The sequence below is a fragment of the Candidatus Protochlamydia amoebophila UWE25 genome, assembly GCF_000011565.2.
Taxonomy (GTDB): domain Bacteria; phylum Chlamydiota; class Chlamydiia; order Chlamydiales; family Parachlamydiaceae; genus Protochlamydia; species Protochlamydia amoebophila.
This window is the reverse complement of the sequence record NC_005861.2, coordinates 2,366,218-2,381,124: the sequence shown is the minus strand read 5'-3', so window position 1 is coordinate 2,381,124 and position 14,907 is coordinate 2,366,218. Positions and strand designations below refer to the sequence as shown.

Genomic DNA, 14,907 nt, shown 5'->3' with positions numbered 1-14,907 from the left:
GGAATATATGGAAATTTATTACATTATGCATTGGTGATTAGTTTGGTTGGAGGTGCTTTTATCATTTTTCTTTACTTATGGAAAACTGATCGGTTGAGTATGGATGAGGAAGCAAAATATCAAATGATGGATGAAGAGCAAGAATTAAATTCAAAGGAGAAAAAAAATGGAGTCAGGTCAAAATCATTGGGAAGAAAGCGAAACCTCTCATGAAATGGAAATTTATGGAGATCCAGCAATTGCTTCTTTTGATGCAAAAATACCTAGATTTCTGGTTTGGACTTATTGGATTTTACCTTTTTGGGGCATTATCAGTTTATATTATTTTTGGAATGGAAGTATAGGTTGGTTCGACCGAGGATCTTGGAAACAATTACAAATTGCTGCTAATACCACTTTTCCGATAGAGAATCAAAATGATTCTATCAATAAAAAAATAGATGAAGTGGAGGATAAATAACAAGTTGAGATAACAACAGGGTTATCAAATTCTGCTATTACATCAACTCGCTTGAATATTTTTACTTGTCGAGCAAGCCTAAAACACCTTGATGGCTTAATCAACCCCCTCATTCTATAATAACAACAGCTTCAAAGTTTTTTTGAATCGCTGCCGTATCATTTTCGCTATAAACAGAAGAAACATTTAACTTTCCTTAGCAGATTAAAAACAGATTCTATTTTCCCTTCAGCCTAGCTTTTAACAAAAATTTTCCTTTGTCTAAGTAAAATAATTTTTAAAGCTCCTACGGGTATATAAAATAAACAGTTGTAACAAGTTCTAACATAAGAAAACAGTCTTCATAACCCTTTTTGTGATGCTATTTCCCTATTTAACTCTTAATTGAGAATAGTTTGGGGTGCTTTACACGGACTTTTTATTTTTATAAACTCATCTATTTAGTTCTCATCACCTAAAGGTAGAAAATAATAAAAACATTTGCGCAAGGTTAGATGCTCATTTTCGAATCGATCTTATTGAATATCAAAGAGAAGGCATTATTTAAGATCTTTAACGTATTGTCGTTTCAAACAATGTTAAAAGTTTTTTGACTAAGAAAGACTATTTTTTTACTGGCTCTTAATCGATGAGGGTTTTAAGATTGCATACCTAAACCTGGAAACAGCCTATTGATTTGAAAAGTTTTATCCTTGTTTTTCAAAGGAATAACTATTTAAACGCAAACAAATGTAAATATAAAGTTAGGCATTAACCTTCGTTCAAAAAAGATAAGTTATGGTTTTTCCCCACCCTTCCCGTTTAGAACTCATTGATTTTTTAAAATCTTTGCGTGAAAAAATAATCACTTCTTTTGAACAGATAGAAAAAACCCATCACTTTGAACGTAAAAGTTGGGCACATCATGAAGAAGGTGGAGGAGAAATTGCCGTTTTAAGAGGAAATATTTTTGAGAAAGCGGCTGTTAATTGGTCTGGAGTTGGAGGTACTCGTTTTCCTTTAGGCGAAGCAGAGGGACCTTTTTTTGCGACAGGAGTAAGCTTAATTACCCATATGAGCAATCCTCATGTACCTACCTCGCATTTTAATATTCGATTTATTGAGACAAAAGATCGTTATTGGTTTGGAGGGGGTTACGATTTGACTCCTATGGGATTTCCTTATTTAGAAGATACAACTCATTTTCACACTATTGCAGAGCAAGCCTTACTTCCTTTTGGTTCTCACTTATATCCTCAATTTTCTCAGCAAGCTAAAGAGTATTTTTATATTCCTCATCGCCAAAAAGAACGTGGGGTGGGAGGAATTTTTTTTGATCATTACAACACCGGAGATTTTGAAAAAGACAAACAATTATGGGAATCGGTTGGCCATTCATTTATTCAAGCGATTATGCCTATTTATCAGCGTCGAATCTCACAACCGTTCAATCAAGAAGAACGAGAGATTCAATTGAAGCATAGAGCTCACTATGCAGAATTTAACTTAGTTTATGATCGAGGAACGAGATTTGGATTTCAGTCAGGAGGAAATACTGAAGCAATTCTTTGTTCAATGCCCCCATTAGCAAAATGGTAAACGATTAGTCTTTTGTAAATTTGTAATCATAGGACAGTTATGAAGATTCTTTCTTATTTTCGCTTTTTAAGCTTTTGCCTCTTGAGTTTTTTTAGTTCTTATCTCGCAGCAGAAATTCATGGAAAGATAGATATCGGGCCAACTTTTGTTTCAGTTGATATTCTCGAATCTGGGAAAACAGAAGACACGATTCGATTTGGAGCTGTCAAAGGGGATCTTACGCTATTAGTTTGGAAAGGTTTAGCGTTTAAAAGCGGCTTTATGATTGGGGAAGGTAAAAAGCATGCACAATTTACGTCTGGATACATTGGATTGGGTCAATACATTCCTGTGACTGATAAATTTATGATTCTCCCTTCTATTGGAGTTACTTTTAGTTATTTAAAAACACATGTAGATTTTGAACATTTTCAGCTATTTGATTTAAAAGAAAGATTTCGCTCTTCCAGTCCCTATGTGGGAATAGATTTTTCTTATAAATTGACCGATAAGCTGACTGTGGTAGGGATTTGCCAATATGCTTGGTGTCATACGCACACCAAAATCAAACCTATTGTTTCTAGTAAAAGTCATTCCAATGGTCCCAATTACTCCTTAGGTCTAGATTATAGCTTTAACGCTAATTGGACTTTAACAGCTGGGGTGGGATATAATATTACCCTTTCTCGGGAAAAACACGGTTTGCGTGGAAAAGGAGCTAAAATTGGCATGGCTTATTACTTCTAAGGCCATTCTATTTAAGACATAAAGCTTTCTTGCTTTTTGATAAATGCAAGTGAGGTAATCCCAAAGATAAAGATTGCTCTGTTCACAGTTATTGAGAGCCATTGTTCGTGATAAGCGATAGAACAAACTTTACATTTATGGATGAAATCAAAATGCTTCACCTGCGCGACTGTAGCTTTAGCTATAGCTGAATGTTTTATGCGCTTGCCGAGATTTAGCCTCGGCAAGTCTTAGTACATGGCTAACTTAACGCGGCAACTAGTTATTGGCGTTAAAAACTAGCTTTTAACTCGTCCCTCTTTAAAAAGACTTTTAAAATTTAAATGAATTTTTTATTAATCCTCTTTTTTTCTTTTTTTCTTTGAAAAAGCCGGATTACGCTGTAATTCGCACGAGAACTTGCTGCTATCTTCTTTACCTTTAACACTTCTGACTTTTCTCTTTTTTGATTCTCGTCCTGTCGATTCTTGTGTTAAAGAGGTGTTTTCCTCAGACTCAAAATCTTCTTTTTTAGAAGGGAAATAATCGAAAATTTTCATATCTATCAATAGTTGCCCTCCGTTGGGAGAAATTGATATCTTTTTATTAGAGGAAAAAGTTACTCCTTGAGATTCTAGACGATTTTCCAAGACGTGTAAGCATTTTCCTGTTGTAGCATCCCAAAGGCGAACGAATTTGCCGTTATCGGTAATTATCCATTTGCTATTTGGAAAAAAATCTATTTGATGCGCTTCTTCTTCTTCCCAAGTTTTTAAGCAAACCCCTGTTTGGGCATCCCAAAGGCAAATCGATTGGCCGTGATAAGTAATTAAGCGCTGGCTATCAGGAGAAAAGACCGCTTTTACGCTAAATTGGCCTTTTTCCAGCGTCTGCTGTAAGCATTTTCCTGTTTGGGCATCAAAAAGACGAAAAAATTGGCAGCTAGCAGTAACTATTCGCTGGCTATTTGGAGAAAAATTCACTTTTATGCCCCATTTGTTTTTTTCCAACGTCTCCAGATATTCGCCTGCTTGAGTATCCCAAAGGCAAATAGATCTGCAGGTACTAGTAATTATTCGCTGGCTATTCGGAGAAAAGAAGGTTGTCGTGTACTCTGGACCTTCTTTAAGAGTTTTTAAACATTTTCTCGTTTGGGCATCCCAAAGACGAACGAATTTGCCATTATTAGTAATGAACCGTTGACTATTTGAAGAAAAAGATACGTTTGAATTGAGAAGGCAGCCATTTTCTAAAGTCTGTAAAAATTTTCCTGTTCTGGCATCAAAAAGACGAATGGATAACGTGTCACAAATAGCCAGCTGCTGACTGTTCGGAGAAAAGGATGTTGTAAGCAATGTAATATTTTCCAAAGACTGTAAACATTTTCCTGTTTGGGCATCCCAAAGGCAAACAGATGTGCCGTCATTGCTAATTATTCGCTGGCTATCCGAAGAAAAAGATATAGATTCATTAAGAGATGGGTTGTATCCCAAAAACTGTAAGCATTTTCCTGTTTGAGCATCCCAAAGGCGAATCGATGTAAGGCTAATAGTAGCCAATTGTTCGCTATTTGGAGAAAAATATACGTTACAACACTTTTCTTCCAAAGTCTGTAAAAATTCTCCTGTTTGAGCATTCCAAAGATCACAACTTCCTTCTTGCCAAAGAGAGTTCATTACTTGCCAAGGAGAGCTAATTATCCGCTCCCCATTAGGGGAAAAGGATATATTTGGACGGTCTTCCCATCCTTTTCCCCAATTTTTTAGAAATTTTCCTGTTTGGGTATCCCAAAGACTAATACTTTCATTACTAGTAACAACCACTCTCCGACCATTTGGAGAAAAGTATGCGTAGGGGTTCCATTCATGCCCTTTTTCCAACGCAGCAGCTGTTAAATCGATAATTTTTTGCACCCGGTTTGTTTTTATATTGGCTTGAGCCATTAATTGATCTTTAGGATGAATTCCCATTTTCTTTGATGCATAAGAAAAAAGAGGAAAAATTTTCTCGAGAAAAATCTTCCAAATTAAGTCATCGGAGGTTTTTGAATACCACTGTTTGCTCACTCTACGGACAGTGGCTAAGTCTTGAAAAGATAAGAAGGAAAAAATATAAAGATGAATCTCATCAGATAAATTTTCTATCGACTGCTGTTCATCCAAATGTTCTATGCAAATTTTCGCTAACTTTTTTTCTAAAAAGAACTGTTTTAATTTTGTTTTCCATACATTTTTTTCTGAAATGAGCTGCTTCCATTCCCTGCAAACTTGCTTCGCGAAACTTAAATCTTTTATACTCAACTTTGAGAATATTTTTACTCCAATTTCTACATATACATTTGTATTAGAAAATATTTGCTTTTTTTCTAATTCTTTAAATGCTGGAAATATATGAGGATAAATATTGGAAGTTTCAAAACTCATGTACTTGTCCATGTTTATGTTATTTGAGAATTAATTATAACTATTTAATTTTTATATGAGAATTTTTGATCGTGAAGAAATAAGAAAAATAATAAAGGAAAAATTATGATTAACCTTAATGGATTGCAATTTCAGGCGAATTTGTTAATGAGCCTGAGTAAAACGCTGAAAAAAGAAGATCTCAATCTAGATCATTTGGACATTATTGATAGTTACATTGGTAGAACAAAATTAAAAACTACCTTTATTTACGAATGGTTAAAGGAACATAGAAATTTAGCCATGCAAGAAAGCACTCATCCTAAATTTTATATTATTAAACAGGATTTTGCTAATCATTTGGACAAACGAATTGCTACATTAAAATTTTATCTTAGTGTTCAGGATAAAAAATTCCAAGAATGCATTCAGAAAGGCATATCAAGTAATGAACTATGGCAAGAGAATAGTAAAAAAGAAAATACAAACGAAGTAGATTTACTAAATATAAGTATGCAAATACAAGATCTTTTATTTACTTGTGAAGAAGTGATCACATACCTTACCCCTCAAGCTAAAGATTTAACCAAAAAAGAAATCAACCCTTTTATTGAAAAATCCCTTCCCGTTTATTTAAATTTACTGCCTACAACCTTTTCTTCAGATTTGAAAGAAGACATACAAAAAAATTTCAAAAAACTGGAAGAATTAATTGTTGAAGAAGATTTTGAGAAAGCTAAAGACCAATTAGCAAAAACGAAAGAGCAGATAAAAGCTAATTGTGTATATGTAAGATAGTAGTTCAAACTTCGTCATACAAGAGAAGAGACTTGTTCATATAGACTATAGAATGGGTTTTCTATATCATAGATTTGATTGATTTTTTTTAATATGTTGATTTGCTTGTTCGCGGGATTTTAGGCGGTGAAGATTTGAGGAAAAAATTTAAGTTTGATTATCTTATAAAAATTTTTATTACTTAAAAAATAATAAGCTTTATAAAATTATTAAAAATTTCTTATTTTTTTGAATAACTTGTTTGGAAGTTTAGGTCCAACAATCGATGATCAAATAAGATCGTTTTTTGCCTACTTCAAAAAAACTAAATATATGCAAACGATTATTCTTGATAACATTATCAAAGGATAATCGTATTTCGCTTAAAAACCCCAGTTTTTTAGGAGAGTCTCCTTTTTGAAAGTTTTTGCTTAATAGCCAAAACTTCACTAAAATACGCTTAATTTGATCTTTAAAATACAGAACTTTTGATCATACTAACTATTTATTTTAGTAAGGATTGTTTTGCTCGAATAATTTAAGCTCAAAATTTTTCGTTTTTTATTCCTCATTCTGTGTATAGGATAAGTTAATTGGCTCTAAAATGAAGGTTAAAAATTACCCATTTGGCTGGAATTTGGCCTTGATTTTAGAGCTTACTTTTGTGTCTTAATCTTTGGAGCTTGCTTTTTTTCTCCCGAATTTAAAGGCAACAAATTTTTTAGAAAATCCTCCCGTAATAGCATTATTTATCCCTTTAGAACAGACTATGGGTTCAGAAGAGGTTACTTCTTTCAAAGTAAGGGAAAAAGAAGTGCCTACCATGCTGGTACTGTGTGCATCATGGTATATAATCAGCTTAAAAAATTTAAAGACCTCTTGACATTGAAAATAAGCACTATGGTCTTTTACAACGGAAGAGGTATTAATTAGGCAAACATTTTTTGCGATAGGTTTTTGTTGTATAACTTTATCTGGACGTCCAAGAGTTTGTGTAGAATTGAAAATATGAAGCCATGGCAGGACCGCATCATTACAGGAATAAAGCACATAAATTTTTTTAGCATTAGATAGCGCTCGTTTTAAAGTGGTACATCCTTGACCATCACATTCAAAAATACTTTTTTCTTCAACTGCTCCTCCAAGAAGGAAAAGATTATCAATTTTTGGGCTGGCGCTTTGATTCAATGCATGCATGGCAACTATTGTTCCCATGCTATGAGCCACAATATCTACTTGTTCCGCTACTGATTGTATTGAATGTAATATCTCCGGTAGTCGCTCTTCAGCTACGTACAATCCATTCTCTTTTGCTTGACGATATTGGTAAAATTTTGCGCAAGCAGGATATAAATAACCAATAACAGCGTCATATCTATCCCCAACTTTATCAGAAACGCTTCGTAATGTTTTTAACGCATCCTCATATTTTACTGTGAATCCATGGATAAGAATTAAAATTTTACGATTAGAAAAATTTTTAAGTTTAAAAACTTTGTATGTCTGTATGTTTTCTTCCAAGTAAATTTGAGCAGTAGAAGAAATAAGACCAGCCTTCATTATTTGGGTCTCAGGCGAAAATTTATGGCGATCGGTAAAGTTCATACGATCGCTAATCAAATAAATTTCTTGTTCAGAGTCAGAATCAGAATCTAAGTAAGGATAATTGTATTTATGAGTAAGAAGATTTGATTGTGAATTTTCATCATTTTTTGAGGATTTTTGACTTAACAAATAAACTTTTTTTCCACTCTTTAAACAAATCGGACTTGTATGTAGGTCCATTGTGACTGAGGCTGCCATCATTTTGATATGAAGATCTTTTTCGGTATCTGAATTTGAATAATCAGATGTACAAAAAAATGGGTTAGTACTTTCACAGTTCACTGGAGGAAAAAGTGGATTAACAACCGAAACTTCATTTACGTGAAAAAGTGGATTAGAATCCGATCCAGTGATACTAGAATTCATTAAGGCCTCCTAACTTGTTATTATAAGCATTTGTATATAAACTAATAAACTGAAAGTAATAAGTTGATAATTTAAAATATATTATTAATTTAATAATATATTATTTAATAGATTTATTATAATAAAATATTTAAGATAAGTCCATCAAAAAAATGGATAATTAAATTATTAATTTTTAGCAAATTTGAAAAGCAATTGTTACGTATTGGCTTATGCATAGTTTTCCCAGCCGTACAATAAGATTTAAGTTTGGGCTATAAGCTGAATAATCCAGCTTAATAAATTCTAAACTTGCAAAATTTCTCAGCAGATTAAGTAAGAAGCTATTAGAAAGCTTAATTTATCTTCAAAATTAGTCCTATTAATCCCATGCTGTTTCAAAGATTTGATCACATCCTCCAATATTGTCAAATAATTTTTATTACATAAATATTTCATTTTATGGCATCCATGCTCTAATAAATGAAAATGCAAGATTGTGCGGCAAAACATTAATTTTAATTCCTCTGAATCACCTATGGAGTTAATCAAGAGTGTGCGGATGATTTTTTTTCAAGAAATGATTATTTCACTGAATTTGAAAGAACGTATAATAAATAAAGTTGCTTAATTTATTTGAGGCTCAACATGAATTTAACAGATAGCTTTCTAGGGAAAAGAAAATTCTTTATGAAATGAACTTTATCGAAAAGTTTTTAGTAGTAAACTAGAAAATAAAGAATTGTATTTTAAAGCAGATTACAAAACGCGACAGCAAAGAAAGAGTTGCTTGAAAATAAATTCTCAAAAAATAACTGTATTTCGCTTAAAACTTAAGTTTTTAGGAAAGCCTCCTTTTTGAAAATTTTTACTTGATAGACAAAACTCTACGGAACTTACGCTTGTTCTGATCATTAAAATACACAACTTTTGATCCTACTAATTGTTTATTTTAGTAAGAATTGTTTTGCTTGAATAATTTAAGCTCATAATTTTTCGTTTTTATTCCTCATTTTGTGCATAGGATAAGTTAATTGGCTCTAAAATGAAGGTCAAAAATACCCATTTGGCTGGAATTTGGCCTTGATTTTAGAGCTTACTTTTATGTGTTAATCTTTGGAAAGTGCTTTTTTTCCTCGGAATTTAAAGGCAACAAATTTTTTAGAAAATCCTCTCGAAATGGCATTACTTTTCCCTTTAGGACAGACTATAGGATGCTCCGAAGAGGATAATCCATCGAAAGTAAGAGAGAAAGAAGTACCCTCTAGGCTGTTGTTACCTTGTGCATCATCGTATATAAATTTAAAGATCTCTTGACTTTGAAAATAAGCACTATGGCCTTTCACAACGGAAGAAGTATTAATTAGGCAAACATTTCTTGCGATAGGTTTTTGCTGTATATTTTTACTGAGACGTCCAAGAGGTTGCGTAGAATCGATAACATGCAGCCATGGCAGGACTTTATCATTACAGGAATAAAGCACATAGATGTTTTTAGCATTAGATAATGCCCGCTTCAAAGTAGTACATCCTTGACCATCACATTCAAAAATACTTTTTTCTTCAAGTACTCCTCCAAGAAGGAAGAGTTTATCAATTTTTGGACTGGCGCTTTGATTTAATGCGTGCATGGCAACTATTGTTCCCATGCTATGAGCTACAATGTCTACACGTTCCGCTACTGATTGTATTGAATGCAATATCTCCGGTAGCCGCTTTTCAGCTACGTACAATCCATTCTCTTTTGCTTGATTATATTGGTAAAATTTTGCGCAAGCAGGATATAAATAACCAATAACAGCGTCATATCTATCCCCAACTTTATCGGCAAGGTGTCGTAGTGTTTTCGATGCATTCTCATATTTCACTGTGAATCCATGAATAAGAATTAAAATTTTACGATTAGAAAAATTTTTAAGTTTAAAATCTTTGTATGTCTGTATGTTTTCTTCCAAGTAAATTTGAACAGTAGAAGAAATAAGTTCGACATTCACTATTTTAGTCTCTAGCGAAAATTTATGCCGATCGGTAAAGTTCATACGATCGCTAATCAAATAAAGTTCTTTCTCAGAATCAAAGCTGGAGCCAGAACTTTCATCATCAGAGCTAGGAATAGAACTTTCGTCATTCGTTGAGACTTTTTGACTTATCAAATCAATTTTTTTCTTACTATTTAAACCAGGCGGATTTGTCTGCGATGTCTGCAATGTCTGCAGACCCATATCCAGTATGGCAAAAAAATTTTTTATACAAAGCTCTCGTTCTTCAGCATCTGAATTTGGATAATGTGAGTTAATATCCGAACTTTCATATCTAGGTCTAGTATCAAGCGTGGTATTTGATTTTCCACCAAACATTAAGCCTCCCCTAATTTGTTTTATAAGCATTTATATAAAACCTAATAAATTTTAAATATTAACTTAATATTTTAAATCTATTTTAATGAATTGTATAATTAAAATTTAATAAAATTATTATATTAAATAATTTATGATAAATCTATCAAAAAATTGTGCAATTAAATCTATTAAGTTTTTAGCAGAATAAGTAAGGGTCTATTAGAAAACTTGATCTGTCTCTAAAATTTAATTTTATTAATCCCATTCTGTTTCAAACATTTGATTACATCCTCCAATATTGTCAAATAAATTTTATTACATAAATATTCTATTTTATGGCATACATGCTCTAATAAATGAAAAGGCGGGATTGTGCGGAAAAACATTAATTTTAATTTCTCTAATCCATCTGCGTGGTTAATCACAGGTGTATTGGTGACTTCTTTTCAAAAATGACCATTTCGCTGAATTTGAAAGAACGTATAATAAATAAATTTGCTTAATTATTTGAGGCTCAACATGAATTCAACGGAAGATTTTTTATTTGGCCACGATCAAATTTCAACTAACATATGGAAATTTTTAGAATCCAAAGATTTGTGTCGATGCGAGCAGGTGAGTAAATTATGGGAAGGACACATTTTGTCCCCTCCTTCCGGAACAAATATTTCTCTATGGGATCAAATTTATCGAAAAGTCTTTGCTAGTAAACCTAAACCGGAAAATCAAAGGTTGTATTCTAAAGCAGACTACAAAGAATTGGTATGGGGTGAGAAGAAAATAGCTTGCGAACTATGGCTAGATTCAAAAACTATTATATCTTCTGAAAAGGTAAAAGCCGTAAATACAGCTGCTCTTTATTTATATCGTGAAGGATTTGAATTAGATGGAGCTAAAGCCGATGGCGACTGTTTTTTTCATGCTTTTTTAAACAGCTATAACACATTACCTGAACAAAATATCACCTTGCTAAATGAACAATCAGATAAAATTTCTTATTTAAGAGAAACGCTTGCTAGTCAATACGAGAGATCCCCGTTAGGACCAAAAAATAAAAATAGGGTGGAAGAGATCAAGCAAAGCGGAAATTGGATAGAGGTCATGGATGAGGGCGACTTATTAGCAAGAGCTCTTGATATTTCAATAAGAATTTTAACAGTTAATCAAGATCAATCTGCTTGCGGGCTCAACGATATGCTTACGTTTAAACAAAGAGACGAAACAATTCGGCAAGTTTGGCAAAAAATCCCTGAGGAAAAAAAAACTAAACCATACATTTTTATTGTAGATTTAGGGAGGCATTTTGTCTCCGCTAAAAAAGCATTAAATAGCAGTTTACCACAAGCGTCTACCTTAAATAGCAGGTTACCACAAGCATCTACCTTATCTTTCCAAAAAAAAATGCCAGCAACACCTACTCTATCTAGTGGACATTCTCCTACCAATGAATATAAACTTTCAAAGCCAGGTTACTTGAGCGAATTAAAAGTCAAAGAAAATACAACTTACCAAAATTTACCGGGTGGTTTTAAGTGGAAAGCCATTCCTATGTTTTCTGTGATCGCAGGTAAAAATGGGGTAGGAAAATCAAATCTTTTGCAAGCGATCTTATTTGGATGTTTTAGCAAACAAAATGAGATTAAACTCTCGAACAATAATTTTCAAATCTGCTCTTTACAAAATACGGATGGGCTCAAACCATTAAGACAGGACATAGAAGATAAATCTAAAGATAAATTGGACAAAGAGTTAAGAAACTCAATTCGAGACTTGAGCAAATATGCAGCAAATAAATTGTTGCAAAGTAGATCAAATACTCCTTCTGCTCAACCATTGTTTGATGAGGTCATCGAGTCCACTCTTCAAGTAATAAATAAAAAAGACTTCGATTCTTTTTCTTTTGCTATCTTTGATCGTGAATTAAAAAATCAATTTAATAAAAGAAATACACCACATATTGCAGACTATAATTCAATTCAGCAAGTGGCAAAGCTGGCATTTGATAAATTATTGGATAAGATGCTGAACGAAACAAAAGATAAACAAGAGGCTGTTAAAAGGACTTTTGCGGAAATAAACAATTACTTAGTTAAATGCAATTTTAAATATATTTTGTCTGAAACAAGCTTTGCCTGGAACGTTAATAATGGTGAATTCAAGGACGTTAATTTAACTTTTGCCAGCACAGCTCCCTGGATGAAATATTCTTTGACGGTTCCTTTAAGTAATATATCTTCAGGGGAAAGAATTGTACTTCTTATACTTCTCTGGCGATTCGATCAGCGTAATATTCAAAAAGAGAGTGTTATCTTATTAGACGAACCAGATGCGCATTTACATCCGAGCATGGTAAAAGAGGTCATCGATGTAATTAAAACAAAATTAGTTACAGAACTTGGAATCCAAGTGATTATGACAACCCATAATCCGACAACGGTTAGTTTTGTTCCCAAAAAATCTTTATTTATCCTAGAAAATGAACCACCTGATTTTAATCCCACCATCAAGCCTGTTGCAAATAAGAGACAAGCAATGAATATTTTGAGTGGCAATTTGGTTTATGTGAATGAGCCATTTGCAGTGGTGTTTGTTGAAGGAGATAAAGATAAACAGTTTTATTCAATTCTAGCGAAACGATTAAACGATACGCGTATGGTAGAATCTCAAATAATTTTCAAGGTGCATGGTGCAGGAAAGCAGGATCATCTCTCTAGTTGTGGTGTCATCAAATCACTTATTGAAAAAGTAGCGGGGCAAACTAGCGAACCTTTATCCCCATTTGTTTTCGGTCTAATTGATGGTGATAATCATAATCATGTAGATGCTCCTAGAAATTTAAAAGCTTTAAAGCGCTACAGTATAGAAAACTATATTTTGGATCCTATCCACTTATTTTTGTGCCTCAATTATATTCGTGAAAACTTTAGCATTGATTCTGATCTGCAGCCCTATGTAAAAGATTGTATGGAAAAATTTGAAGCTCTATTTCCATCTTTACCGTTGGCGGATGAAACAATTGAAAACCGGATGAGGGATTCTAATTTTTGCCAACAAATCATTGATACTTTTTATATTCATTTGCGCAAAGAATGTGAAAAAGCTCTTGCGTGTAGAGAGCAAAATTTTGCAGATTTAGCTAAGCTTATCCAAGATCAAATAGACGTATGTGAAGCAATTTTAATTGGTAAAATGCCCTCTGGAAAATTAGCTAATACGATAGAACAAATGATAAAAAAGCCTGGAAAAGCCGTTCGTTTTTTTAAAGAATTTTTAGGGGGTTTACAAAAGGAATTCGAACAATCAATTGCAAAAACGAACTGCGATGTATTTAACATCTCAGGAACTTTATATTTTGATGAAACAAATAAAGACTTATTTGGAAGAAAACAAGACAAAGAAGCTGTCGTCAAAACATTGAAAAGTTTTTTTGAAAAATCAAAAGAAAATTCTAACAATAAAGATAAAGCAGATTCAGCTAATTTTATCCAAAATCAAATAAACATATGTCAAGCAATTTTAGAAAATAAAACGACATTCGGAAAATTATTTGATACGATAGAACAAATTATAAAAGAACCTGAAAAAGCCGTTCACTTTTTTAAAGAATTTTTAGGGGAATTACAAAAGGAATTCGAACAAACAATTGAAACAAACCGTGATGAATCTAACGTCTCAAGAACTTTACATTTCGATAAAATAAATAAAGATTTATTTAGAGGGACGCGAGACAAAAAGAATATCGTGGAAACATTGAAAAACTTTTTTGAAAAATTAAAAGAAAATTCTAACAAAAAATATAAAGAAGATTGGGTTAAATTAGTAAGTTGTTTAGAGCAACGTGATATAAAAATCATGAATGAATCAAATGAAATCGATTGGGATAGTAAAGAGAGGGAAAATGTGCAACTCATTTTAAAAAATCAAAGAATTGCCGAACCTGAACTACAATATCCTAAATTTTTGCTTTATTTTAGAGGGCACAATTTGCAAACATGCTATGAAAAAATATTAAAAATTCCCCATGAACTTATCAATAATTTTGCTGGCATTTTGGACATGATGCAAAGCATTTTAATTCCGAATGATTTATTAAAAATTTATTCTTCAATGAAAACTATCGTTGAAGAAAAAGAGATAGAATCCAAAGAAGAAGAAAATTCAGGGATTGTTCCTTTTTTCGCCAAAATAAAAGATGATATTGCTAAGAATGAACAACGCAAGAAAGAAGAGTTAAAGCATAAACAAGCGGCAAAAGATAAAGAAGAACAAGGGGGAATAAATGATGCTAACTTAGAGGGTGCTCAATTTATGTTTTACCAGGCAGATGATTTTGAAAACTCATAGGTTTCAATGAGAACATAGGAATCTTTAAGACTAGCAAGCTCTTCGGCAAATAAACTAAGCTTCAACTTGATACAAGGAATCAAATTTGTTTAATTCAATTTTTGCCGAAAGTCATGAAATTAGTTTATTTTGGGCCTATCAAGAAGCTGACAAGATTATATTTGCTATTTATGAAAGTTTGGATAAATCATAAATAAAAATTTATTTTATTAAGTAACTATTAAAATAATAAAAGGGGGTAATAAAAAACATTATATAAAATGTAGGGAATAAATATTTTTTAATCTTATTTATATAAAAAAATTTTTACCAAATTTTAAAATAAAAATTATACCATTTTGTTTATAACTAA

8 protein-coding genes are annotated in these 14,907 nt (G+C 32.4%); 5 read left to right on the top strand and 3 right to left on the bottom strand.

Features of this window, described 5'->3' with window-relative positions; translation table 11 throughout:
- Window positions 1-166 precede the first annotated feature (166 nt).
- The 3 genes from PC_RS09475 to PC_RS09465 all read left to right on the top strand — a co-directional run bounded on the left by PC_RS09475 (window position 167) and on the right by PC_RS09465 (window position 2,764).
- Entirely contained in the window at window positions 167-460 is a 294-nt protein-coding gene (locus tag PC_RS09475) for a hypothetical protein (protein WP_011176519.1), read from the top strand.
- 777 nt (window positions 461-1,237) lie between these two features.
- Window positions 1,238-2,038: an oxygen-dependent coproporphyrinogen oxidase gene (gene hemF, locus PC_RS09470; protein WP_011176518.1), complete on the top strand. Its 801-nt coding sequence runs from the start codon at window positions 1,238-1,240 to the stop codon at window positions 2,036-2,038.
- Window positions 2,039-2,077: 39 nt separating this feature from the next.
- Window positions 2,078-2,764, top strand: coding sequence for an outer membrane beta-barrel protein (locus PC_RS09465; RefSeq protein WP_011176517.1), 687 nt, complete (start codon window positions 2,078-2,080; stop codon window positions 2,762-2,764).
- Between the two features lie 335 nt (window positions 2,765-3,099).
- Here the strand turns inward: PC_RS09465 and PC_RS09460 are convergent, their stop codons facing one another.
- Window positions 3,100-5,166 (bottom strand): F-box/WD repeat-containing protein, encoded by a 2,067-nt coding sequence (locus PC_RS09460; protein ID WP_044045287.1) that lies wholly within the window; start codon window positions 5,164-5,166, stop codon window positions 3,100-3,102.
- Window positions 5,167-5,271: 105 nt separating this feature from the next.
- Between PC_RS09460 and PC_RS09455 the strand changes: the two genes are divergently transcribed.
- The gene (locus PC_RS09455; RefSeq protein WP_011176514.1) at window positions 5,272-5,943 is read left to right on the top strand and encodes a hypothetical protein; all 672 of its coding nucleotides are present in this window, start codon (window positions 5,272-5,274) and stop codon (window positions 5,941-5,943) included.
- 648 nt (window positions 5,944-6,591) lie between these two features.
- On the opposite strand, the gene PC_RS09450 is transcribed toward PC_RS09455, so the two are convergent.
- Window positions 6,592-7,893, bottom strand: coding sequence for an alpha/beta hydrolase (locus tag PC_RS09450; RefSeq protein WP_011176513.1), 1,302 nt, complete (start codon window positions 7,891-7,893; stop codon window positions 6,592-6,594).
- Window positions 7,894-8,981: 1,088 nt separating this feature from the next.
- Window positions 8,982-10,229 carry an alpha/beta hydrolase gene (locus PC_RS09440; RefSeq protein WP_232086079.1) on the bottom strand — a complete coding sequence of 416 codons (1,248 nt, stop codon included), beginning with the start codon at window positions 10,227-10,229 and terminating at the stop codon, window positions 8,982-8,984.
- 501 nt (window positions 10,230-10,730) lie between these two features.
- Between PC_RS09440 and PC_RS09435 the strand changes: the two genes are divergently transcribed.
- Window positions 10,731-14,555: an AAA family ATPase gene (locus PC_RS09435; protein WP_044045285.1), complete on the top strand. Its 3,825-nt coding sequence runs from the start codon at window positions 10,731-10,733 to the stop codon at window positions 14,553-14,555.
- Window positions 14,556-14,907 lie beyond the last annotated feature (352 nt).